Source organism: Brevibacillus laterosporus DSM 25 (genome assembly GCF_002706795.1).
GTDB classification, from domain to species: domain Bacteria; phylum Bacillota; class Bacilli; order Brevibacillales; family Brevibacillaceae; genus Brevibacillus_B; species Brevibacillus_B laterosporus.
The window spans coordinates 2,714,077-2,737,290 of the sequence record NZ_CP017705.1 but is presented as its reverse complement, the minus strand read 5'-3'; the positions used below and the strand labels follow the sequence as shown (position 1 = coordinate 2,737,290).

The 23,214-nt window shown below is 39.6% G+C and carries 22 protein-coding genes; 3 read left to right on the top strand and 19 right to left on the bottom strand.

Translation table 11 applies throughout. The features are described from left to right. Positions 1-14 precede the first annotated feature (14 nt). The 12 genes from BrL25_RS13195 to BrL25_RS13140 form a co-directional block, all read right to left on the bottom strand. Positions 15-1,022 carry a MupA/Atu3671 family FMN-dependent luciferase-like monooxygenase gene (locus BrL25_RS13195; RefSeq protein ID WP_018673518.1) on the bottom strand — a complete coding sequence of 336 codons (1,008 nt, stop codon included), beginning with the start codon at positions 1,020-1,022 and terminating at the stop codon, positions 15-17. Between the two features lie 25 nt (positions 1,023-1,047). Next, complete coding sequence (locus BrL25_RS13190) at positions 1,048-1,860, bottom strand: ABC transporter permease (RefSeq protein ID WP_018673517.1); 813 nt, start codon at positions 1,858-1,860, stop codon at positions 1,048-1,050. A 2-nt stretch (positions 1,861-1,862) separates the two neighbouring features. Next, on the bottom strand, positions 1,863-2,684 hold the full coding sequence (locus BrL25_RS13185) for an ABC transporter permease (RefSeq protein WP_018673516.1): 822 nt from the start codon (positions 2,682-2,684) through the stop codon (positions 1,863-1,865). Then, positions 2,662-3,663 (bottom strand): ABC transporter ATP-binding protein, encoded by a 1,002-nt coding sequence (locus BrL25_RS13180; protein ID WP_018673515.1) that lies wholly within the window; start codon positions 3,661-3,663, stop codon positions 2,662-2,664. The genes BrL25_RS13185 and BrL25_RS13180 overlap by 23 nt, the downstream gene beginning before the upstream one ends. Before the next feature lie 60 nt (positions 3,664-3,723). Then, the gene (locus BrL25_RS13175) at positions 3,724-4,866 is read right to left on the bottom strand and encodes a beta-ketoacyl synthase N-terminal-like domain-containing protein (protein WP_018673514.1); all 1,143 of its coding nucleotides are present in this window, start codon (positions 4,864-4,866) and stop codon (positions 3,724-3,726) included. 180 nt (positions 4,867-5,046) lie between these two features. After that, positions 5,047-5,625, bottom strand: a complete 579-nt coding sequence (locus tag BrL25_RS13170) for a beta-ketoacyl synthase N-terminal-like domain-containing protein (protein ID WP_236848040.1) — start codon at positions 5,623-5,625, stop codon at positions 5,047-5,049. Positions 5,626-5,962: 337 nt separating this feature from the next. Next, the gene (locus BrL25_RS13165; RefSeq protein WP_018673512.1) at positions 5,963-6,838 is read right to left on the bottom strand and encodes a radical SAM/SPASM domain-containing protein; all 876 of its coding nucleotides are present in this window, start codon (positions 6,836-6,838) and stop codon (positions 5,963-5,965) included. A gap of 380 nt (positions 6,839-7,218) precedes the next feature. Beyond that, complete coding sequence (locus BrL25_RS13160; RefSeq protein WP_018673511.1) at positions 7,219-8,184, bottom strand: helix-turn-helix transcriptional regulator; 966 nt, start codon at positions 8,182-8,184, stop codon at positions 7,219-7,221. A 244-nt stretch (positions 8,185-8,428) separates the two neighbouring features. Then, the gene (locus BrL25_RS13155) at positions 8,429-10,165 is read right to left on the bottom strand and encodes an ABC transporter ATP-binding protein (protein WP_018673510.1); all 1,737 of its coding nucleotides are present in this window, start codon (positions 10,163-10,165) and stop codon (positions 8,429-8,431) included. Further along, on the bottom strand, positions 10,134-11,999 hold the full coding sequence (locus BrL25_RS13150) for an ABC transporter ATP-binding protein (protein WP_018673509.1): 1,866 nt from the start codon (positions 11,997-11,999) through the stop codon (positions 10,134-10,136). Before BrL25_RS13150 ends, BrL25_RS13155 begins: the two co-directional genes overlap by 32 nt. 188 nt (positions 12,000-12,187) lie before the next feature. Beyond that, positions 12,188-12,847: a class I SAM-dependent methyltransferase gene (locus tag BrL25_RS13145; RefSeq protein ID WP_018673508.1), complete on the bottom strand. Its 660-nt coding sequence runs from the start codon at positions 12,845-12,847 to the stop codon at positions 12,188-12,190. A gap of 218 nt (positions 12,848-13,065) precedes the next feature. Further along, the gene (locus tag BrL25_RS13140; RefSeq protein ID WP_018673507.1) at positions 13,066-13,881 is read right to left on the bottom strand and encodes an aminoglycoside adenylyltransferase domain-containing protein; all 816 of its coding nucleotides are present in this window, start codon (positions 13,879-13,881) and stop codon (positions 13,066-13,068) included. Between the two features lie 228 nt (positions 13,882-14,109). Between BrL25_RS13140 and BrL25_RS13135 the strand changes: the two genes are divergently transcribed. Both BrL25_RS13135 and BrL25_RS13130 read left to right on the top strand, forming a co-directional pair. Further along, positions 14,110-14,661, top strand: coding sequence for a hypothetical protein (locus BrL25_RS13135; protein ID WP_018673506.1), 552 nt, complete (start codon positions 14,110-14,112; stop codon positions 14,659-14,661). Positions 14,662-15,005: 344 nt separating this feature from the next. Then, positions 15,006-15,374 (top strand): LysR family transcriptional regulator substrate-binding protein, encoded by a 369-nt coding sequence (locus BrL25_RS13130; protein ID WP_018673505.1) that lies wholly within the window; start codon positions 15,006-15,008, stop codon positions 15,372-15,374. Here BrL25_RS13130 and BrL25_RS25680 read toward each other — a convergent pair. From BrL25_RS25680 to BrL25_RS13110, 5 genes are all read right to left on the bottom strand, one after another. After that, positions 15,361-15,537 carry a hypothetical protein gene (locus BrL25_RS25680; RefSeq protein WP_018673504.1) on the bottom strand — a complete coding sequence of 59 codons (177 nt, stop codon included), beginning with the start codon at positions 15,535-15,537 and terminating at the stop codon, positions 15,361-15,363. The two genes, BrL25_RS13130 and BrL25_RS25680, sit on opposite strands and share 14 nt — an antisense overlap. A gap of 211 nt (positions 15,538-15,748) precedes the next feature. Further along, the gene (locus BrL25_RS13125; RefSeq protein WP_018673503.1) at positions 15,749-16,729 is read right to left on the bottom strand and encodes an ABC transporter substrate-binding protein; all 981 of its coding nucleotides are present in this window, start codon (positions 16,727-16,729) and stop codon (positions 15,749-15,751) included. A 202-nt stretch (positions 16,730-16,931) separates the two neighbouring features. Beyond that, positions 16,932-17,567 carry a restriction endonuclease gene (locus tag BrL25_RS13120; RefSeq protein WP_018673502.1) on the bottom strand — a complete coding sequence of 212 codons (636 nt, stop codon included), beginning with the start codon at positions 17,565-17,567 and terminating at the stop codon, positions 16,932-16,934. Positions 17,568-17,852: 285 nt separating this feature from the next. Continuing rightward, a complete protein-coding gene (locus BrL25_RS13115; protein WP_236848039.1) occupies positions 17,853-18,674 on the bottom strand; it encodes a hypothetical protein in 822 nt (273 codons plus the stop codon). 393 nt (positions 18,675-19,067) lie between these two features. Continuing rightward, positions 19,068-21,038 (bottom strand): methyl-accepting chemotaxis protein, encoded by a 1,971-nt coding sequence (locus BrL25_RS13110; RefSeq protein ID WP_018673500.1) that lies wholly within the window; start codon positions 21,036-21,038, stop codon positions 19,068-19,070. A 426-nt stretch (positions 21,039-21,464) separates the two neighbouring features. Here BrL25_RS13110 and BrL25_RS13105 point away from each other — a divergent pair, with 426 nt between their 5' ends. Further along, a complete protein-coding gene (locus tag BrL25_RS13105; protein ID WP_018673499.1) occupies positions 21,465-21,833 on the top strand; it encodes a YybH family protein in 369 nt (122 codons plus the stop codon). Between the two features lie 30 nt (positions 21,834-21,863). Here the strand turns inward: BrL25_RS13105 and BrL25_RS13100 are convergent, their stop codons facing one another. Both BrL25_RS13100 and BrL25_RS13095 read right to left on the bottom strand, forming a co-directional pair. Next, positions 21,864-22,418 carry a GNAT family N-acetyltransferase gene (locus BrL25_RS13100; protein ID WP_018673498.1) on the bottom strand — a complete coding sequence of 185 codons (555 nt, stop codon included), beginning with the start codon at positions 22,416-22,418 and terminating at the stop codon, positions 21,864-21,866. Positions 22,419-22,452: 34 nt separating this feature from the next. Then, positions 22,453-23,076, bottom strand: a complete 624-nt coding sequence (locus BrL25_RS13095; protein WP_018673497.1) for a TetR/AcrR family transcriptional regulator — start codon at positions 23,074-23,076, stop codon at positions 22,453-22,455. Between the last annotated feature and the right edge of the window lie 138 nt (positions 23,077-23,214).

Below are 23,214 nucleotides of genomic sequence, written 5' to 3'. Positions count from 1 at the left end.
TTCATTCCCTTTCATTAAATGATTTGGACGTTCGCCTCTTTTACAAGCGAATGCAAACGTTCCAAGCTCTCCATGATCTTCTGTCTTTCTAATCCAAAGTCAACCAGCGCTGCAACCTGCGTGACACCTATCTCCTCTAGCTTCTTCAATACAGTCGTACAAGTCTCTGGGGTACCTAGCAGGGAATAATGAGGAGAATACTTCTTAAGCATCATCGTTTTCGCAATCTCTTCTTCTCGTTTACTTTCATAATGGGGGGTAGCCTCTGCCAATGACAGGAAAGCGTGCTGGTACTCATAAAAGGCATTCTTTACGATCTGTTCTACCGCTTTTAGATCATGATCCAGATAGGTATGAAGCAAAATGGTTACATCTTTGTCTTCTACGCTATGACCTCCATCGCGTAATCCAGCATGATACAGCTCAATCTTCTGCTTTACATCATTCATATCATTAAAAATAAAATGAGTTAACAAATGGTATCCACGTTTCCCAGCTTCATAACAAGTCTCTTTTGAAGAAGCTACGGTTACATAAATCGGGATTTGTTCCTGGTAGGGTTTGGGATATATTGTTATATCTGTTTCTCGGTCATTCCAAAGGTTTTCAATCCTTTCCATTCCCTCCCACATTCGTTCTTTTCGATGATCGAAATGCTCTGGATTTTCTTTAAAATCGTTGGGATTCCAGCCAGAAGCAAAGGAAATGCTTACTCTCCCCTTTGACAATTGATCCACCATTGCCCATTCTTCTGCAATTCGAATGGGCGAATGGAGAGGCAATATGACACTTCCTACCTGAATGCGCAGTTTCTTTGTTTCCCTTGCTACAGCCGCGGCAAAAACGGATGGACTAGGAAATAACCCACCAAAGGTATGATAGTGCCTCTCAGGAAACCAGACACCATACCAGCCATGCTCCTCCGCAAATTGGATTACTTCGAATAAAAATTCATAGTGATCCTGCATGTTTTGGGCTGTAGAATCATTCAAATTCGAAAAGAAGCTAACTGAGAATTTCATTACTGTTCCACCTCTCTATGAAAACTCAACTGCTTGCACTTGAATAATTCCGAACTGCTGCCTTCCACAATACCCGAGTCAAAAGCAACAATGCTAGTGGAGCAAGGATACCCCACATCATATTCGCTGTGCTTAATTGATTTAAGAGATACAATGGTCCGAAGTTGCTCGCTAAAAATAACGGAATAATGTAAATACCAATGGTCTGGATTGTCTTACTATAGATTCTCGCTGGCATATGCCCAAATTCCCAAATGTCATTGCTCAAGTCATTCACAGCGGATGTTTTAATAAACCAAAACGAAAAGAGATGCGGGATCAACATGACCGTATAACTAATTACAATTCCTCCGATTAAAAATAGGACGTAGCCTGCGATATTGGCCAAACTAACCTCAATTCCTAATCGACTCCATCCCATCACCAGTAGCACACCTCCGACTACTAAGTTGGGAATCGCCAAGCCGAAGTCTATATATCTCATTGTAGTAAGGAATTGTAGAGATATTGGTTTTGTAATATATAAATCGAGTTTTCCTTCGTGTATATAATCCTCTGAGATTTTGAAAAAGTTAACGACGAAAAGGCTTACGTATACCCCTGTCACCAACATAAATGTTCCTGAGAACAATAGAATGGAATCTCTGCTTAATCCTTCAATAATCAAACCCGACTGGTATATGACGAAGATATAAATCAACTTGGATAATACAAAACCACTCTCCACAATGACCCCGACAAAAAAATTAAAACGATATTCCATTTGGGCCATCAGACAATTTTTACAGAAGAGATAGTAAATTTTTAATATTTTTTTCAATTCTTTAACCCATGCCATGTTTATCCACCTATAGCGATATATTTTTTAATACCGATACCCCATAACAATTTGGAGAGAAGAGCAAAAGCCACAATCCAGAATACTTGTAGACCCATACCTGTCACTAGTTCCATCCCCTGGTACTTTCCAATAAGTACATCTACTGGATAATTTACCGTATATTTAAATGGCAAATAGTTCAGAAAAGAAAGAATCGTATCATCAAAGACATCCAGTGGAAAAATCCCCCCACTTAAAATCACAAGCAAAATTTTCGGAGCTTCAAATATATAAGAAACATTCTCAAGCCAAAAGGCTATGGTAGTAATACTAAAGAAGATAAAGAAGTTTAATACGAGAGCAAGTAAAAGTGTAATGAGAAAATAACCGATATTAACCAAGTTAATTTCTACTTGAATCAGCCTATTTAAGATGAACAAAATGAGAAAGATTAAAATAAAGCTGACAACAATATATATGAGTTTAGAACCAAGAAACGAATAGATTTTGTAAGGAAGATATCCAATTGGTCTAATTATAAATTTGTTAAGCCCACCCTCCTTTATATCTTCCGCTACATCATACTCAAAACCAGCTTGAATGATCTTGGCTGTCACTGCTGCAATCAGTGTATATGTAATCATCTCCCGATAGGTGTACCCAAAAACGGTAGCACCGGGACTTTGACTATCAAAAATAGCTGTCCATAAGTAGGTTAATATAGTGATGGAGAATACACTTCCCACAATTCCCAAAACAAAATTAGCTCGATATTCAACTGCTGACTGTATGCCTAATTGAAAGGTATGAATATATTTCCTAAAACTGCGCAACCTTCTCATTTTTCTCATCCTTCTTATACAAAATCGTAATACTATCTTCGATGGGGATATCCTCTACATTAATGTCACTTACAGGCAAATGATCTAGTATCAACTTGGAGTTTTGCTTTAAGGACTCGCGATCCAGCTCAATCAAACTTTCAAATTCATTGTGTTCTCTCACAATCCCGTAAGCCTCTACAGCTGATTGTTGAACAGGAGAGGAAAATTGAATTTTAATGAGCTTCTTCTGGTTCAGCAATTCATTTACTTTGTTTAAGTTGCCATCATAGACAATCTTTCCTTGATTGATAATAATAGCTCGTTTGCAAAGGTCTTCTACGTCTTTCATGTAATGCGTTGTCAGGATGATCGTAGCTTTCGTCTCTTCATTGTAATACTTCAGAAATTTACGAATGCTTTTCTGAGAGATAAGGTCTAATCCAATGGTAGGCTCGTCCAAGAAAATAACCTTAGGTCGATGAATTAAGGCAGCCACCAATTCTAGCTTCATTCTCTCCCCCAAGGAAAGTCTTCTCACTTGTACATCCAAAACGTCCTTGACATCAAGTAACTCTGTTAGCTCCTCCAATGTTTTTTGATACTCGCGGTCCTCTACTTCATAAATGAATTTATTTAAATATAGGGATTCATTAGCGGGTAGATCCCACCATAGCTGACTTTTTTGCCCCATAACGATAGAAAAATTCATTTTAAATTCCTTCTTACGCTCCCATGGAACATAACCCATCACGGTTGCTTCTCCACTTGTTGGATGCAAGATGCCCGATAAAATTTTCAGGGTTGTTGTTTTTCCAGCACCGTTTGGTCCAAGAAAAGCCATCATCTCTCCCTCATCAATATCAAATGAAATCTTCTGTACCGCTTCCTTGATCAGCTTTTCCCGATGGAACAGATTTTTAATAGAATTGAGTAACCCAACTTCCTTTCTATAATAAGCATACTCTTTCTGTAGATTTGAAACGTGTATAAAACTCATACTTTCTCCTACTTTCCGACACTATCGTATAAATTTTTTATCATCATACATTCTCCATGCTCATTGTTGCTCACGGTTTGCTGAAGTGACTACCATCGACACATAATTTCCGCAGAAGCCAAAACTATTGATAAGCACAGATTCTACTGTTGCCTTCATACTGTGTCCGATTACTGCATGAACAGGACAAGCCCGATCGAGGTTTATCAAACCAATAGTTGGTGGGATTACTTTCATTTGCAAAGAAATGATTCCTGAAGCCAATCCCATTACCCCTGAACAGCGTAACAAATGTCCAATAGCACCTTTATGGGAGCTAACTGGGATCATATTCCCCTCTTGTATAGCCTCCACAATGCCCACTGCCTCAACAAGATCACCTTGTGGTGTACCTGTTGCATGGGCCTGAATGCAATCGACTTTTTTACACTTTGCTTCCTCTAGCGCCTCACGCATCGTTTGTATCGTACTTTCTTTATCCAGCTCAACCATATTTGTTTCATATCCACTAACAATATGACTAATTCCATCTATCCATGCTAGTGGCTTTTTCCCACGATCTTGCAGGCTTTCCTCTGACTCAAGTAAGATGATTCCTGCCCCTTCTCCTACTAAAATTCCATTACGATCTTTGTCGAAGGGACGTGCTGCCTCTGTCGAAATAGCCTTAACAATATCGAGCGAAGCATATTCATATTCATTTAACAACTCTGCTCGTGCAATCATTACCATATCGAGCTGTCCCTGTGAGACAAGGCTTTTTGCCATTGCGATCGCAGAACTAATGGAAGAACACGCTGCTGATACACGTAATACGGGTGTTTGCTCACGCCATCCAAAAGGGAGGAACTCTAAAGGGTCTTTTACCCAGACCTCTGCCCTTTCTCCAATTGCAGATGAAGAATCCCCACACACAACTGGTAAAATAATAGCTTTTTTGCAGCCACGCCACGTCTCTAGTTTGCACTCTGCTTGTTCCACTGCCTCTTGTAAGGCTTTGTTCAACCAAAATTCCGCTATTGATTCCTCTAATTTGTCGCTTTGAAAGTCAACTTGTCCACCTACTTGGGATCGAAAACCTTGAGCATCAAATCTGGTTAAAGAGGTAAGCGCACTTTTCCCAGAAAGCAGACCTTTAGAAAACAGCTCAAAACCGAATCCATAAGGAGAAACGATACCCAGACCAGCGATACCTACTCTCATTCCCTGCTCCCCCCTATGATTTGGTAAAGTAAATTGCCCAGTTGTCATGATCGACATAACCAAACCGTGGCGATGAATTCTCTGATTCAAGCCAGACCATTGCCTGCTCTAGCTTACTTCCGTATAAACTGTCATTTCCCGGATGCCCAAATGTCCAATCTGCTAGTTTTCCGACTGGTACTATCCCCCTAGGGTAGACTCTTTCATTAACGCCGCAACACTAATACTTCCAACAAAATCGTCTGTTAAGGAAGGCTCCCGATCTATATCAACTACTATCATTAAATCAGTACGATTTTCCCTTATCAGATTGTACGCCCAGCCTAAACCACTCAAGCCACCATACTGATCAGTCAATGTTGCAGAGGGCCCTTTAAAATTGAATTGCAGGGTAACAAGTGCAGTTGGAGAGCTTGAATCGATAGCTAAGCTCTGATGCGGTCTGATTCTTCTGCGCGGTTGATGAAAAGCATTTAGATAAGAATCAATTTCTATAGAGACAGCATTAGGCACATTCATAATGACTCCTCTTCGATCTGGCTCTGGTAAAAGATTTTTCTGTTCTAATAAAGAAACAACATAAGCGACAGATTCCAGAAGAAACGGTGTCAATTTTTGATGAATTTTAAACGGTTTTTGTGTATGTATTGAAGTGAAAGCTGTATCATCTATTTTGCCAAACCATTTATTCGAGCTTATTTGTTCTTTATCTATCAAGAAATGATATCCGGTCACAACTGTAATCGATTCCCTATCCATCGGCTTAACCTCTCTATATTTTTTGAATAAATGGTATTATTTACTAAATTGTTTACATGTTATCACGATATTTTTTAAAAAACAAGTTACTATAATTGTATATTTTTTGTACATTTTATATATTTTTCAATAAATTTCGGAAAATATATTGACTTTTTTTATCAATTCAACTCGCAATTCCACTCTCGTTCTATTCCGGACACTATTAAGAGTAAGTAAGGTTTCGCTAATTCCATATTTTATAAATTTTATGTAACAACAAAAAAGAACACCTATAAAATGACAGGTGTTCCTTGGTGTTACTTCTACATATAGTCTCCATAATCAATGATATACACTATGCACCAAATCGCTTTCTATATCCACATTTCCTACATAATTCCTCGACAGCTTCCCTTCTAGAAAATCCATCAAAAAGATTATTTGCTCTCTCACTCTCTACGATTTCAGAGAAAGGTGTAGTTTGGACATTTCCCAAATTAATCACACCTTCTCCATCCAAACAGCACGGTACAACCGTTCCATCCACAAGGATTCCAGCTTGACTACGAAGGGCATGGCAAAAGCCTTTTCCATCATCTTCGGGTGCGTGCAAACTCGGCCATTCAAATTCATGATCCTGATTGAGATAAATCCGTTCAGCAATCTTGACTCCGCTTCCAGGAGCCACTTTTTCTTCAATTTTATAGTTTAAATGAAATTCCTTTTCCAATACCTCTAAGGTCTCTCTGTTTCTATTCCTTTGAAGGTTCGTTGCGTTATCTTGATCCAGATTCCAGAGACGAAAGGATATGATCACGTTATGCTCGGCCGCCTCTCGAACAAAGGATAGAATGTTAGATAAATAGTTATCACGATCAACGGAACCTTCATGACCATCAAAGCTATGCAACGAGAAGTTCATTTGACGCAAGGCTGGCTTGCCCAGTAGCTTGATACGATTCTTTTGAATAAGGGTTCCGTTTGTCGTGATGTTGACCTTAAATCCCTTCTCATGGCTCACATCCAGCAATTCATCAATTTTAGGATGAAGGAGCGGTTCTCCCTTCACATGTAGATAGATATGCTTCGTGTGTGGTTTAATTTGGTCCAAAATAGTAGTAAACGTGTCTAGCTTAATAAACCTAGCTTGTCGACCTGTTTGTGGACAAAAGCTACAGGCAAGATTGCAAACACTAGTAATCTCAATGTATACCTTTTTAAATGTCTTCAAGACTTGTTCCTCATTCCATCTATTCTATAAAGAAGTGATTTTTATTTTTCCATTTATCCTACTTGTCACATGGACAAATCTAATATTCGATACCTTCTTACCTTCGCTTATTATACATGAAAACTCAAGGATGATTTCAATTTGAGATTTTCGTTGTGATAGATCGATATTTTTTTAGAAAGGTTGTATACATTTGTGCCCTTCATACGTAAATAGTACAGAAAGGAGTAGAAAATGAACAATAACAACTGAAAGGCGTATCATACGCGAGAGCAATTGTTTTAGATGCATCAGGATAAACATGAATGACCGCCTTAGCTGATCACCAGGCGGTCATTTTCACATTAAAACTCATGTATATGACATGTCTAAAATCCCATTTACTTTAAAGCATTCTTGCCATATTGACTGGGATTAACCCCATATGTCTTACGAAATAAAGAAGCAAAATGACTAAAATTATGATAGCCCACGAGCGATGAAGCTTGGCTGACACTAATGCTATTATTCTCCAATAATATCCTTGCCTTTTCCATCCGTTGCTGTCTTACAAATTCAAATACAGTCATACCAAACACTTCTTTAAATCCAATTTTTAGCTTGTAATCATTAAGTTGAATAAGTCTCGATAGGGCGAGCAGGCTGGGGGGCTGTCCCAGCATATTGACTAAAATATCCCTAGCTAAGTAAATTCGATCAATATCGTCTTTTTTTAAACTAGTGCTCTTTTTGACCTGCCCAATTTCCATTTCATAGATAAATAATGCCAGAAGCTCTAATGTTTTTCCTTCCATATAAAGCCGCTTAGCTGAACCGCTGTACGAACAATTACGTAATTGCTGTAACAAAACCTGCATTTTAGGACGAATCGTATCCTGAAGGTGGAAGAAGGGTTGGTCAAACCTAACCTCTACATTTTGAAAAAGATTGCCCCATAGCTTTGCATCCATACGTAGCTCCAAGTGAGTAAAACGTTTTTCCTTGCTATGTTCAGCATGAAATTTGGTATCGTTTAAGTAGACGAGCTGAGCACTGCCTGTTTCCGTTACAATATCCTTATTTTGTCCATCAACCGAGAAATACCCTCCTCCATCTATCGTAAAAGCAAGCTCAAGATGAGGATAACGGATGCCTACATCAAATGAAACGTCCTCATATAAAACCATATCGCTGATCTGCAATTCCATGCCATCACGAAGCTGAATGCAACTGAAATGGCCTTCGCCAAGATGAGACGGTATCCTTCCGTAATGCTCAAATGACTCTACAGGTGAGTGACCCAGAATTTTATTCAGGACATTCTCATTAAAATCTGTAAACTCTGTATTTTCAGCTCGAACAATCATTTTCTCCCCTCCTATCTGTATATACAAGGGTTGTGATATATGGCTATATTTATTGATAATAATTCTCATTTATGAGTAGTTTATCACATCATGGCTATGTATGTATGCCATAAAATGTTGATATCCCACATGTTTTATAGATAAATAAGACCTGAGGGTATGATCTCCTCAGGTCTTGGCTTTCATCTTTACGAATGAAAGATATATGAAATACACAGAACTGCCCGATCTTCAACTAGTTTACTTAATTGGATACTCCCCATCCACGAGCTTCTTGTTGCAATCTCCACATTCGGGCATACAATCCATCTACCCCTAGGAGTTCGTCATGTTTTCCCTGTTCCCTGATCTGTCCGTTCTCCAACACAATGATTTGGCTTGCTGTTTTCACTGTTTTTAGACGATGGGCAATCGCAATTACAGTTCTACCCCTCACAAGTTGGTCAATCGCTTTTTGAATCTCTGCCTCATTTTCAGGATCTAGTGATGCAGTCGCCTCATCTAATAATACGATGGGGGCATTTTTTAAAATAGCTCGTGCAATTGGAATCCGCTGCTTTTCGCCGCCTGAAAGCGTACTTCCCCCCTCTCCAACCAACGTATCATATCCCTGTGGCAGCTTGGAGATAAAATCATGGCAGCAAGCAAGTCTAGCCGCTTCCTCAATCTCATGCTGGGATGCATCATTCTTGCCAAATCTAATGTTATTTGCAATGGTATCTTGGAACAGATACACATCCTGAAACACCATAGATACCTTGCGTAGCAACTCCTCAGGGTTCATACGGCGGATATCCTCGCCTCCCATGCTAACTGCCCCCTGATCAGGATCGTAAAAGCGAGCAATCAAGCGAAGAACCGTACTTTTCCCACTTCCTGATGGCCCGACCAATGCGGTGAACGAGCCTGCTTTCATGCGTAAGCTTACGTCACTTAGCACAGCTTTATCCTGATAACCAAATGTAACGTTATGTAATTCAACATCGTGGCTCTCTGGTGGCTGAAGTTCTCCAGACATAATTGGTTCGTTTAACAATTGTACAATGCGTTCTCCAGCCTGCTCGTGATAACGAAATTCCGCATAATTGACAAGCGCAGCTGTTAAAGGATCGAAAATCCGTGTACCAACGATTAAGAAGGTAACAAATGTCATGAGATCAAGACTGCCCCCAAGTAATAGATGAACGCCTACAATCACCATCACAGTAAGTCCAGCTCGTAAGCATGCAATCGCACTTAGTACAATCGGTCCAAGCAATCCCTCAATGAGGAGACTGCGCTTCATCAACTCTTTACATGAGTTCTCCAGACGTACAAATTTCTCACCAGTCAAATTATAAGCTTTAATCACCCGGATCCCATTCAGATATTCTTGCAACCGATTAGCCGCATCTATCTTGGCTCGCATATGCTGACTGCCAAGCTTTCGCTGTAATCCAGATGTCATGAATACCAGAGCGATCGCTACCGGAAACACCAAAAACATAGCGGTAGCCATACGCCAGTCTAAGAAGGACAACCCGATCAAGGCAAGTAAAGGCATAATGAGTGCGCCGATCATCTGTGGGACAACGTGCGAAATCCCGTGCTCCACTAATGAAATATCCCCCATCATCATGTTGGCAAGGTCCCCTGGATCACGTTTGTTTAAAAATCCAAGTGATAGTTTTCTCACATGTTCTGCCAACCTTGTTCTGCCATCCACCGCTGCGTTATAAGCTCCACGAAATTGTGCTCGGTATGCCGGAAGCTCACACAGATATAAGAAGACAATAGACACTCCCAGACCTGCGCATACCCACCATAGCCTTACAAAGTCCATTTCTATACCCGAGCTAGTAAAAGGTTGGAAGATCAGACGAGCTGCTTCCACCAATAGTATGAAAGGCAAAATTCCCACTACATTAGCCATTGTGGTATAGATAACTGGCTTAATCAGCGTTCTAGGATTACCCACTGTGATGTTGTGCAACATGCTCATGACCTATGATCCCCTCCTCTTCCATTCCGATTTGCCAGTGCTCCGCGTCTGTATACGTATGCCACATCCGATTGTACAACCCTTTAGAAGCCAATAATTCGGCATGTTTTCCACATTCCGAAATACGCCCTTCATGTAGCACGATAATTTGATCAGCATCTTGAATGGTAGACAATCGATGAGCGATCACAATAACTGTTTTTCCCTTAATCAGTTCTTTGAGGGCAAGCTGCATTTCATATTCATTCTCAGGATCAGCAAAAGCAGTCGCTTCATCTAACACAAGTACAGGAGCGTTTTTTAGAATCGCTCTGGCCACGGCAATACGTTGCTCCTCTCCTCCAGATAAGTACACGCCCCCTTCTCCGATCAATGTATCGTAACCATTGGGAAGCTTGCTGATAAAATCATGACACTGCGCCGCCCGGGCTGCTGCAATCACCAGCTCTGGAGATGCATCGGGGCTTCCGACTGCAATATTATTAAATACTGTATCGTAGAACAAAAAGGTCTCCTGAAACACAAACGCCACCGTATTCATCAAGTCCTTCACAGCTATTTCTCTAATATCCACCCCGCCAATTCGGATCGTTCCCCCCGTTACATCCCAAAAGCGTGGTACCAGATTGGCGACCGTTGACTTACCAGCACCCGAAGGACCAACTAAAGCCGTCACTTGATTCTGCTTAGCTGTAAAGGAAATCTGTGAGAGTATTTCGTCACCGGCAGTAAGGGTAGAAGAGCTGTTACTAGATTTTTCACGGGATGGATACGAAAAGCAAACGTTATCAAACTGGATATCAAATGTGCGAGGCTTTTTCGGATTTTCAGGCTCTGGGATTGGCTTTTCTGCGAATATCTGATCAATTCGCTCAACCCCCTCACCTATTTCCCGCAATGTTGAAGTCAAATACATCATTTTAAACATGGAAGAAGAAATTCCAGGGGCCATCACTAAAAAAAACAACAAAGTAGAAGCAAATGCTATACTTTCTGGCTGCCCACTTAGTAGAAAAACTCCGACTGGCAGAAAAAATGCTGCAAAGGAGCCTAGTGTCACCTTGAAGATCAAGAATCCCTTTTCCACCTGATTTGTAACATTCACACAATAATCACGGTAGAGAATCATATCTACATGAAACTTGCGGAACGAATGCACAGTCTGTCCAAAAACCTTGATAGCTGGCATCCCCCTCACGTATTGAACGGCCGATCCATTCATCCTCTCCAGTGAATCGTAATAAAGCTTGATACTATCTTTCATTTTTGGTCCAGTCATGAGAAATAACTGGGCACCAAATCCAATTAAAATAGGTATCATGCAAGCAATCGCAAGCCAAATATTGAGGTAAAACATGACAACGATCATCAGAATCGTAGTAACCAGCACGTGGACTAAATCAGGTAGCTGATGAGCGATAAATGTTTCTACCTTTTCTACATTCTGCTCCAGCGTCTTTTTGACAGCACCTGTAGTTGTTCCGTTCAACCAGCCCAGTGGCAATTTTCCAATATGGGAAGCGAGACGAACACGCAAACCGTACAAAATGCGAAATGCCGCAAGATGCGAAGCCATTCCCCCTGCATACATTGTTACTAGACTCACAAGAAGGCCAAGTAAGGCAATAACACCCCAACGAATCATATAGTCACCGTTGGACAAGGCAGGGTTGGCAGCATACTCCAATAATTCCTTTAGAATAAAATAAACCGACGCATAGGGCACCAGCATACTAATTGCGCTCACTGAAGAGAGCGCAGCCGAGACGATTAATAATCCACGCTTTTCGTCCGCAATTTCAAGCAGTCGAGGAACTCCCGTTTTTTGCTTCACTCGATTCCCTCCCTTCTTCTTTTTGCCAAAATGAAATGAATCATGTACCGTTACATGACAATGATAGCTGTTCGACTACATTTTCTCTGCCACTTGCGGGTGAAAGGCAACCACTTGACGGATTTTTTTCCATTGTAAAAAAATAACCACCGAACAAGCGCGAGAAAACACAAAAAACCCGCCATTACTTAGGCGGGTTTTCTTGCAGAGTAAGCACGAAGTGAACCTGCTCTTGTCTTGAAATCACCTATTGGTCGAACCTCTTCAAACCCGGTGTCTTCAAGGAGTTCAGGAATCACATCTGTAACATGATCTGCTGTAGTCTCAAAGCCATCTAATAGCTGCACGGTAAAAAACGCTGCTCTCATTACTACATTATGAGGCTTACCAAAGTCAATAATGTGTACTTCTCCACCCGGACGCAGGGTTCGCAGTAATTCGTGTATCGTGTTACGTTTCATCTCCCGAGTAAGATGATGGAAGAACAGACTAGAAAAAGCGTGGTCGAGGTGATTATCTTCAAAGGGGAGCTCAAACGACATTCCCTGTTGAAACGTAAGAGCTACTTGATGTTCCTCTGCCTTATTTTTAGCTATTGATAGTATGTTAGGATCGGCATCTAGTCCAATTACCTCTGCCTCTGGCTGTGCTTGTTTGAGCATAAGAGTTAAGGTACCTGTTCCGCAGGCTAAATCCAAAATACGCTGCTCTGGCATCAGGTTAGCTTGATTTACAAGATGTCCTTTGAATGCCTCTTCCTTCATTCCCCACAACGCAGGGTCATAAAGGCGGGTCAACCAATGAAATTTTAAAGCCGGAATATAGCTTTGATTTCCTGTGCTTTTCATCTATTCTCTTCCCCTTCCACCTGGAATTTCCATCCCAATGCTTACAAGCAAGTTGCGAAAAGCACATAGTAGCAAACCGACAACTTATTACTTAAAAGTATGGTAGAAAACCAACGGAGCGAATTATACATAATCTAGGAAGTGACTAATCTGTTGGAAATATTTTCATAATTAAATGATAGTGATAATCATTATCCTTGTCAATATTCTATTCCGTCCTATAATTCCAAATGACTATCATTAGTAAAAAAATGCAGATTACAAAAAGTAATCATGTATGCTATAAAATTTCTTGCTTCTTGTGCTCTCTTTACTCTGGAAGAAAAATGCGATGCTCCATTTTCTCTGTTACGAATTCTCAAGGATTCTTTGAGAAGTAGGTGCCATTCAGCAGGAAGGACTTGCAGTGCATACTCTACCGCTTTCCCTTTCGCAATAATCTCTTGATACTTTAGCGTGTAATATATGCGGCACAATGTCACTACAGCGTCCTCAATCCATTCATCAAACAAGAAGTAAATACGACTTTTCCCTTTTTTTGCCCAATATTCATTTATGTTATAATTCATTGTCTCCTTAACATCCTGCCATTCTGTAGCAATCCCTAAGTCATCTACCCTTTTCCCCACAATCGTTATTCCATGATGCTTTAATGTCCACCATGTCACATGATTAATATCCCAGTGCCCCTCTTTTTTAAAAACCCCACTAGCACAGCATGGGTAAGGCTGTAAGGATTTATTATCCCGTCCGATGTCCTCAAGGTTGATATACATGCCGTCTAATTTCTTTGCAAGTGAGTTATCCTTCTTTAGCTTATGATGTAGCTTCCTTATTATTGCAATCTCTTCATTCGTTAAGCTTCTTTTAACGATTGTAATAAAGTCTATATCACTTTTATACTCGTCAAATGCTGACAAAGCGATCGAACCATAGAGATAAATCCCATCTATAGCATCAGGTAATTCCGACATTAATAAGTCACTATATTCTTGTAATAAGGGGCTAACCTTGTTCGGTATTTTTACATCCATAGTAGAATCCTCATTTCCTTTTAAGTACCTGCTAACTAATATACCAAATATTTGTAATATTCATCTCTATTATGTTACATTTATAAGATAAAAAAATCCCATTAAAAAGGAGTTCTCATATGATACCGAATAATAAGTAACGTGTTGTCTTTTTCTTTAAAGCGCGATCACCACCTTCATATCCACTCATTTTATTGTTATTAAAATGAAAATATGGAGGAATACACAATGAGTAAACCAGAAATGAATGTTGCTTTAGTCTGCGGGCCTGATTCTGATATGGATACACAAGCGATCCGAGCTACTTTGGAGTATTTTGGTGTAAGAGTCTTTACGTATTGGGTAGGTAGACCGAATGATTTCACTGCTATCTTATCAGGTGAGGACTTATACCCGAATACTGACATGATTATTCTCAACTTCCACGGAGATGAAGGGAAATTCATCATGCCGGAGCTAGGAGAGGACGTGTATGATGCAGATGAGCTGCCTGGCAACTTTGGTCCAGAAGAAATTTCCCGCTTTGCCAGATTGGAAGGAAAAATCATTGTTGCCAATGGATGCTCTCTGGGCAATCCTGAACTGGCAAAAACATTCCTACAATGTGGTTGTCAAGCGTATATTGGCCCAAATGACTATCCAGATGGAAATGCTGCACTGCTATTTGTTTTGCGATTCTTCTATGAGGTAATTCAAAACAAGAAAAGTATCCAAGAAGCATTCCAGTTAAGTAAAGCAATGGATGAAAACATGGCGATGTATCAAATCTATGAAAACTGATAGCTGAGCAACAAAACAAATGAATATAGCATTTAAAAAGCCCTGATCTACTTCAGGGTTTTTTACGTCTACGAATCGTTCTTTGCAGATAAAAGAATCTGGGGATTTAATGACATATAGACAAGCTCTGGGGCTTTACTACCGATTGGCCAAATGTAAACCAACGTCGCTGGATGCTTCTTAAGATACTCTTGTGTAGATTTCTGTACCGACATCCCCGCTTGTAAGCGACATCCATTCCTAATAAAAAACCTCTGAGAATAATCCCAGAGGCACACATGTTTATTTGATGCTTCATTCTTCGAGCACGTTGAGTAAACCAAGACTACTTACTATTGGCAAGGATGATTTCTAAGTTTCACCAAAAATATCCAAAAATTGAGTTTATTTTCTTCGAAGGTACGTACGATGAGATCATAGAATGGTTAGAGACCGGGGTCATTGATATCGGATTTGTTGTTCATCAACACCTTGATCCAAAGCTACATGTTGTCCCCTTAATAAGAGATCCGATGGTAGTCGCCTTTCCAAAGGGAATCTATCGAGCTCAGGTCGAGGATATTTTTAAGCAGGCAAAGATCACACCCATGATTCGCTTTAAAGTGCATGACTATAACACCGTAGCAAATATGGTGCAAGAGGAGCTTGGAATTACAATAGGTCCGGAATTATTTCTTAAAAACCAGCAAAAAATTCGTGTCAGACCTCTTTAGCAAATGCATTGGCGTTGTGTAGCATTAGCTTGCCCTTCCATTCAGTGTGCATCTCCAGCAGTTCAAGCCTTTCTTGGGGTTGCACAGGGAGCATTTGAAAAGTAAGCAGGTTCATTACATCATCAAAAGGACGTAGCCTATTTGGCTCGCCCCTCTTTTTCATAGCTCGAATCTTCCAACCGTAATAGCAAAGCTACAGGATCACTTCTTTCATTGTTATAGATTTATAAATTTACATTATGGAGGAAAAAATATGGCGGTCTACCAAAATAAGAAACACCCCACCTACTGATATTATCCCTACAGGTGGGGGTGTGTTCGAGTCAGCAAGATAAAATGGTATCCTGCTCTGTATATAAGAAAGCGTCGAAAAGCTACTTTTTATTCTCCTTGCTTCTTTCAAGTAGCATGTCAACGATTAGATCAATTTGTCCAGTAATGGCAATTGGATCATAACGATAAAACGTATCAAAGTCGTTATAGAATAACGTATTGTTTTTAGATGCCTTTAGGTTTTTCCAAACCGCTGAAGACTGTAATTGCTTTAATGCTTCTCCCTTATTCTGAGGATCATAAGTGGTCAAGAACATGTAATCCGCAGCATATTGTGGTAGCATCTCCATGGACAGCTTTAACGTCTGCTCCTCTGCTTTATTCTTAGCATGTGGCATTTTCAGCTTCAGTGCGTTGTAGATTGCTTGTCCACCTCGACCAGCGTTGTCTCCGAAGATCCACAGTTCACCCTTATCCGTCAGTTCATAAAGTCCAAAGGTAGCATTCTCGTCAATAACACCCTTTAACTTCTCACGACCCTCCGCTGCCTTTTTATCAAAAGCAGCGATAAACTCCTCTGCTTTTTCCTTTTCTCCTGCAATGTCACCAAACAGTCTTACCGTTTCATAGATGTTAGTGGCAGTACCATATGGAATGTGCAAAGTAGGAACTATTTTTGACAAAGCTTCATAGTTTTCGTCCTTCATAACAACAATTAAATCAGGCTTTAGCTGCAATGTTTTCTCTGTACTAATAGGCTCTCCGATATCAGTAGCCCCTTTTAGCAGGTCAGTTAAAAATGGATTTTTGAAAGTAGTTGGTTCAACACCAACAACATTTGCCCCTACAGAAAGCAATTCACCACCATAAAAATCAGTAACGATTCGTTTCGGTTTTACGGGAATCCTCACAATTCCTTTCTTTGTTTCAAAGCTACGCATTCCCTCAGCAGCAGTTGTTTCCTTTTCCTTTGGTGTAGGAGCACCACTGTTTGGACTGCTCGTTCCACCACAAGCAGTCATCAGGACAGACAGCACAATAATCATGGTTGTTATGAAGAAGAATGTTTTTTTCTTTAACATGAAATCTCCCCTATATGTATTTACAAGGATTTTTTTGATAATGATTCTCATTTTCGTAGTAAATGTATCAGACAACGTAATCTGGTGTCAATATGCAAAGTTACTGAATATCAAAACCGTTTGAAAGCCTTCAATAACAAAAAAGCTACTCTTTTAGCAAGTAGCTTTTTTGAACATCTTCATTATTAGGTTTGCCTGTAAACTATATCCCACGTATTAACTTCTCGGCCTTTTTATCCTTCTTCATTTCTCGATTTGAATCTGCATAATCAGTCCATGAATCCAAAATTACTCTTGGCTCTGCCTCAATCAAATCCTTTGCTTTTTCTACATTTCCTTGTTTGAAAGCTTCGATAATAGAGATTAAATCAGTACGATCTAACAATTTTACATTATTAATTCCAGCCAAGGTCTCACATGAATCCGTATATGTAGATGTTGCAATCAGAATTGACTTCTTCGCTTTATAGAATCTCATAGAGGAATATACCTCTTGTACACCACTAATTCCTACTAAGTTATCAATCCTATATCGTTTCGCTTGTATTACATTACGAACCCCAGAACGATCTGTAAAAACAAGGTCAGCCCCAAAATCTCTGCTCCCCACTGTTTTATAAACCTCTTTATAGCCTAATGCATGAAACAGTCTATACAAATATATCTCAAATTCTGAGCCATCAAGCATTTTATCTATATCATGGATATCTATAGACAATGGATCAATATCATTTGTTATTTGTCTCGTATTTGGAGATTTTTTGGGGAAACTCCCGAATTTCAGAAATATTGCAACACCTATAATCAGAATCAAAAGCAAGAAAAAAATCAATTCCATCTCGTATTCTCCTATCAATGATTTTTCATACTTAACTATAAGAAGTACCTGCGATCTGCTTCGAGGACTAGTATGCATCCACCAATAATCCCCATTTTAACCCTTGATTATTATATAACAATTGTAAAAATAAGTAACTTAAAAAAGAAAAGCACCTCAATGAGATGCTTTTCATCGTATATACATACCTACAGCCGTACCACAGCAACTATTACAATGCCGTGACAAACAGTCTGGCAGTGTTGTTCTGGCTCCTAGTGAATGCAGGTCATTTCATTCTATAAATTATTCATTCTCCGTAACTTTAGAAATAAAGTCTCCTGATGCAAATGTTACATCATTTGGTCCGATTTTTTTATGCTTCCATTTCGACTTATTCGTTACTTTCACCTTGTCTCCTACTTTATAGGTGTGAGCCTCCGTAAAGGTAACATCAACTATCTCCGTTTTTCCTTCATTGTTTTTGTATTCTACTGTAGCATAACCAAAATCACTATCTGAATCTGTGACCGTTCCGATTATAAAGTCTTCCGCTTCTTTCTCAGCAACTTTAGAAATAAAGTCTCCTGATGCTAACGTTACATCATTTGGTCCGATTTTTTTATGCTCCCATTTCGACTTATTCGTTACTTTCACTTTGTCTCCTACTTTATAGGAGTGAGCTTCCGAAAAGATAACATCAACTGTCTCTGTTTTCCCTTCGTTGTTTTTGTATTCTACTGTAGCATAACCAAAATCACTATCTGAATCTGTAACCGTTCCGATTATAAAGTCTTCCGCTTTATTCTCAGTACCTTTAGAACTATATGAAGAATATATATCAACTGAATCGCCTATATTTATATTTTTAAGCACATTAGCAGGCACATTTTCAGTAAAGATTGTAAGCCCCTGATTTGTTTTTTCAGTAACAATTCCTGTATACTTCTCTCTTTGCTGTTCGAAAAGAGTTTGTTGTGAATTACCTTCTGCAACGGAAAGACTCGAAGGGATAGCTGCATTCGCTGTTATAACCTCTAACCCTGGAAGATTCGCCCCCAATAAGGCTCCGACACTTAATACGCCTGTTAAAACTAGCTTTTTCATAGTTGCATCTTCTCCATTCATTAATTTTTTGCTAGATCTAGTCAAATTTTCATCTAATTTCCTCGAGGTTGTAATAATTATAGTTACACATTGTTTTTTAAGTCAACAAAAAAAACCTTACACTTTTGTAAGGGAAAAATGAATATATAGACACAGATATATATAGTTCATTCTTATTGATACATAACTTTCGCTTCTACGCTTTCTTACTATTTCTTCAAAAATTCCCTAAAAGCATACTCCATTTTCCCTATAGAAAATCCCCTCCTAGTCAATACAGCAAGGTGTTTTGCTTCTTACTGTCTACTAAGAGGGGAGAATATCAGAAACGATCTATCACTACTTCTCCACCCTCATAGGTGATAGCTACAAATGACTGGCTTTCTCCGTTTTGTATTTCGCCAGATCGTTCCCCTAGATTTTAAACTTTGCCAATAATCCCTGAAGCTCCTCAGCCATACCTGCCAAGGAAGCGGCTGCATGGGTGATTTCCTCCATTGTCGCAAGCTGTTCCTCCGTTGATGCAGAAACCTCCTGCGTGCTTGATGCCGCTGTTTCTGCGACCTCCGTAATCATTTCCATGGAACTAACCATGTCCTTCGATCCCTCTGACAATTGTTTAATCGCTGCTGTGACCTCCTGAATTTGGGCTGTCACCTGCTCTACAGTTACTTGAATCAGTTCGAAGGAATCTCCAGCCGTATTAATCAGGTTGATCCCCTCTTCCGCTTCTTGGGTGGCCAAATCCATCGAATGGACAGCTTGATTCGTCTCCTCCTGAATGCTCATAATCAGCTTATCCACTTGTTCAGCCGAATGAGTCGATTGCTCTGCTAATAATCGGACTTCATTCGCAACAACAGCGAATCCCCGACCATGCTCGCCTGCTCGTGCTGCTTCAATAGCTGCATTTAATGCTAACAGATTGGTTTGCGTAGCGATATTTGCGATAACGTCAACAATTTTACCGATTTCCTCGGAACGCTCACCCAAGCCTTTAATGACGCCTGCCACCTTTTTAACTGTATGATTAATGGAACTCATCTGTTCTACTGCTGTCTGAATCGAATGACTGCCTTCTGTTGCTTTAACAGATGCTTCAATCGCTTTAGCTGTTACCTCTTCAGAATGGGAGGCCATTTGCTCTACACCCAGTGACATACGTTGTACAGTTTCCGTGGTCTCTTCTACGCTATGAAATTGCTTTTCGACCCCCGTGGCTAATAATTGAATGGTCGTGCTGATTTGCTCTGTTGCTTTACTTGTTTGATCTGCATTTGCAGTTAACTCTTCAGCCGAAGCGGCAACCTGATCTGCACTAAAACCTACCTGACCAATGAGAGTGCGAAGATTGGTCTGCATCTGTTGAAACGATTGAGATAGCATTCCAATCTCATCCTCCCCGTTCACGCTGATCGTTTCAGTCAGATCCCCTTCACTAATTTTGCGGGAGGCTTTTATTAATCTCTTCAGCGGATTGGTAATGGAAAGAATGACGAAGATCATCAAAATTGTACCTGCCAATAAAGCCGCTACGATAACGACTAGGGTTCGGGTAAAGATAGGCTGAACTGTCTCTTGAATCTCTGCGGAAAACATCAGACCAGCTATCTTCCAGCCCGTTACTTTATTCGTTTCATACGAGATGAATTCATTTGTTTCATCTAGCTCGATCTGACCTGACTTCTTCGCAAATAGCTCCTCTTCCCACTTCTCCTTAAAATCAGTTCCGCTTTTTATCGTGGGATGAACCAAATATTTGCCTGTTTGATCCACGATAAATGCGTAGCCCTTTTGCCCAATTTTAACCTGCTGAACTACCTTTGCGATATTATCTAAATTCAAATTCATCGCTACTACTCCGGAATTATCCTCAAGTGTTCTCGCAATGGTTACGACCACCTTGCCCGTCGATGCCGATACATAGGGCTCTGTAATAATCGTTTGCCCTTTCTTTGCTATTGCATCTTGATACCAAGGTCTATTTCTTGGATCATAGTCCTCAGTCATCTTCTGAACAGGCTCTTGAATCATCACTCCCTCTTTGGTCCCAACATACACACTAACCAATTCAGGATGAAGGGCATAATATTCTTTCAATCTTTCTCTTATGGGAGCTTGAGCTCCCCCTTGTAAAAACGGTTCGGTTATTTGCTTGGAAAAGTATGTGATATCATGGATTTTTGGATCAATCGTATCGTTGATAATCTGATCCAGCATATTTACGCTTCTTACACCAAAGTTGTTAATTTCCTCACGCATTTTGTCTGCTGCAATTTCATAAGACATCAAACCAATTACAATACTTGGAATGATTAAAATGATTGCAAAGGAAAAAATTAATTTCCTTCTAATCGTCAAAGTTAACCTGAATTTCCATCCCATATTATAATTTTCCTCTCCATGCGTTTTTTCGTTGTGTAATGTTTATCGGATAAAATTTTCACTGAGAATATAGCAGTTACATATTTTTTATTATGGTAATTAATGCCAAGCACAAAACCTTACAATTTCAGGCATTAACGGGTTTTTTAGCCGGTAAATAGAATGAAAGAAATGAGCGAATTTTATAGGTTGATTTTAAGGAAACGATACGATATAATTTTAATTAATATAATATTCAGATAATTAATAAGGTGGTCATTATGAAAATTCAAGCGAAAAAAGTAGAGCAAGTTTCTCCAACTCTTATGACCTCCGTATAGTGAATGAAAATTGACCCAAGCTTTCTACTTAGGGTCAGCTTTTTCGTTTTTGCTTTCACGATAAATCTTTAACTTAAAATTCAAAACAAAAGGAAGCGGTACGTACATGGAGATACTGGATAAATATATAGAGGCAACGAACACCCACAACTTTGATGAAGTGAAAAAATGGTTACATCCAAATGCCCTTTACTACTTCTCAAATTGTACCTGTACTACTCACCAAGAAATACAGGCATACTTTGAAAACGCTTGGTCAATCATCCAAGACGAGATTTATAAAGCACAAGATATCCAATGGCTCCATAAAGGTACTGACTCTGCAACCTGTACGTATACATATTGCTATGAAGGCTATATGAATGGAAAATACACAAGTGGGCAAGGAAGAGCCACAAATGTATTCGTTAAGGATACCACTGGATGGCTGCTCATTCATGAACATCTAAGTCCGTTACCCGCAAAAAAGATCTAGACTTCTAGATCTTTTTTGCATTACTTTAGCCTAATTGCCAACAGCGGCAGTTGTAGCCACATACTCTCTTTGCAGAATCCCCATGTGGAAAACGTCGCTCCACTTCCCGTCTCTAAAGATGTATTCACGCGAAATACCCTCGTGCTTGAATCCCATTCTTTCATATAGGGCAATGGCTTTTTTGTTAAAAGAAAACACTCGCAATGATACTCGGTGTAGATTTAATTCTAAAAAGGCGTAATCTAATAGAAGCTTCAACGCTTCCATTCCATAGCCTTTTCCCCAATACGCCTTCTCACCAATGTCGATGATGCACTCCGCATTTCGATTTTTATAATCAATTTGGATAAGTGAGACGATCCCAATAGGGGTTTCCGACTCCTTATCGATAATCATATAACTTTTTGATGTGCTTGATCCTAAAATAACCTGATTAACAAATTCTTGTGTGCTATCTAATGTACACAGATCAATAGATGGATTGGTAGTTCGCATGACCTCCATATCGTTTCTCCATGTATGATAAATCGTTACATCATCGGCAGTCATTTTTCTCAGATAAATTCTTGCAGATTGAAACAACATAGTCTTGCTCCCCTTTTTTAGTTATTTCCTACTTTTATTTTTCTGGAATCGGACAAAGCAATTCCTTCAATGAAAATAGCAAAACCCCCATTTGCTCCTTCACCTTTGTTTTTTCCGGCCCCAAATGAGCGGTATCTAACATTAAACCATCGATAAATGAAATGAGATAAAGCGAAATGGATTCAACAGGAATACGCGGACGAATATCGCCCCGCTCTATTCCCTTCTGAAAAAAAGTAGTTACTACCTCAACTATACGTTGGTACCGTGCTGTTACATAGGGATAGCTATCTCTATTTTTGCGGTAATTCGTTGATAGAAAAAACTCCGAATTGGCTAGCAAAAGAGATTGATCAAGCCTTTGCATTTCCTGCTGCTGCTGATTAACCCACTTGGTTATTTGTTGCCAGGACGTACCTTTATCATCTGTACCGAAAAAAAGTACATCCTTTTGATCCTCAGCATGAAGCAGTTCGATGTATACGTGCTCAATGTTATCGAAGTACGCATACAAAGCGCCTCTCGAAACTCCTGCCTTATCCATGATGTCCTGCATCGTCGCTTGGGTATAACCCTTTTCAATAAACACCCGTTTTGCCGCTAGTAACAAGTCCAACTTCTTTTGTTTTTTGTATTCCTCACTTACTCTTGGAGCCATAATGGTTCGCGCCTCCTGTAAAATATACATTTATGTCGTTTTTGTCGGTACGTTTATTATAAAAGACATTAATGTCAGTTTCAATAAAAGGAAGCAAAAAGATCCCATTATATCTTTTCATTTACATCATTTTATGAA

Excerpts from the sequence above, each read along its gene's own strand:
- BrL25_RS25680 (WP_018673504.1), bottom strand. The coding sequence starts at position 15,537 with ATGAAAAAGAGGGGCGAGCCAAATAGGCTACGTCCTTTTGATGATGTA.
- BrL25_RS13105 (WP_018673499.1), top strand. The coding sequence starts at position 21,465 with ATGGAGATACTGGATAAATATATAGAGGCAACGAACACCCACAACTTT.
- BrL25_RS13100 (WP_018673498.1), bottom strand. The coding sequence starts at position 22,418 with ATGTTGTTTCAATCTGCAAGAATTTATCTGAGAAAAATGACTGCCGAT.
- BrL25_RS13120 (WP_018673502.1), bottom strand. The coding sequence starts at position 17,567 with ATGGAATTGATTTTTTTCTTGCTTTTGATTCTGATTATAGGTGTTGCA.
- BrL25_RS13115 (WP_236848039.1), bottom strand. The coding sequence starts at position 18,674 with ATGAATGGAGAAGATGCAACTATGAAAAAGCTAGTTTTAACAGGCGTA.
- BrL25_RS13180 (WP_018673515.1), bottom strand. The coding sequence starts at position 3,663 with ATGAGTTTTATACACGTTTCAAATCTACAGAAAGAGTATGCTTATTAT.
- BrL25_RS13160 (WP_018673511.1), bottom strand. The coding sequence starts at position 8,184 with ATGATTGTTCGAGCTGAAAATACAGAGTTTACAGATTTTAATGAGAAT.
- BrL25_RS13170 (WP_236848040.1), bottom strand. The coding sequence starts at position 5,625 with ATGGATAGGGAATCGATTACAGTTGTGACCGGATATCATTTCTTGATA.
- BrL25_RS13175 (WP_018673514.1), bottom strand. The coding sequence starts at position 4,866 with ATGAGAGTAGGTATCGCTGGTCTGGGTATCGTTTCTCCTTATGGATTC.
- BrL25_RS13110 (WP_018673500.1), bottom strand. The coding sequence starts at position 21,038 with ATGGGATGGAAATTCAGGTTAACTTTGACGATTAGAAGGAAATTAATT.
- BrL25_RS13195 (WP_018673518.1), bottom strand. The coding sequence starts at position 1,022 with ATGAAATTCTCAGTTAGCTTCTTTTCGAATTTGAATGATTCTACAGCC.
- BrL25_RS13190 (WP_018673517.1), bottom strand. The coding sequence starts at position 1,860 with ATGGCATGGGTTAAAGAATTGAAAAAAATATTAAAAATTTACTATCTC.
- BrL25_RS13125 (WP_018673503.1), bottom strand. The coding sequence starts at position 16,729 with ATGTTAAAGAAAAAAACATTCTTCTTCATAACAACCATGATTATTGTG.
- BrL25_RS13185 (WP_018673516.1), bottom strand. The coding sequence starts at position 2,684 with ATGAGAAGGTTGCGCAGTTTTAGGAAATATATTCATACCTTTCAATTA.
- BrL25_RS13130 (WP_018673505.1), top strand. The coding sequence starts at position 15,006 with ATGATTTCTAAGTTTCACCAAAAATATCCAAAAATTGAGTTTATTTTC.
- BrL25_RS13155 (WP_018673510.1), bottom strand. The coding sequence starts at position 10,165 with ATGAGCATGTTGCACAACATCACAGTGGGTAATCCTAGAACGCTGATT.
- BrL25_RS13095 (WP_018673497.1), bottom strand. The coding sequence starts at position 23,076 with ATGGCTCCAAGAGTAAGTGAGGAATACAAAAAACAAAAGAAGTTGGAC.
- BrL25_RS13135 (WP_018673506.1), top strand. The coding sequence starts at position 14,110 with ATGAGTAAACCAGAAATGAATGTTGCTTTAGTCTGCGGGCCTGATTCT.
- BrL25_RS13140 (WP_018673507.1), bottom strand. The coding sequence starts at position 13,881 with ATGGATGTAAAAATACCGAACAAGGTTAGCCCCTTATTACAAGAATAT.
- BrL25_RS13145 (WP_018673508.1), bottom strand. The coding sequence starts at position 12,847 with ATGAAAAGCACAGGAAATCAAAGCTATATTCCGGCTTTAAAATTTCAT.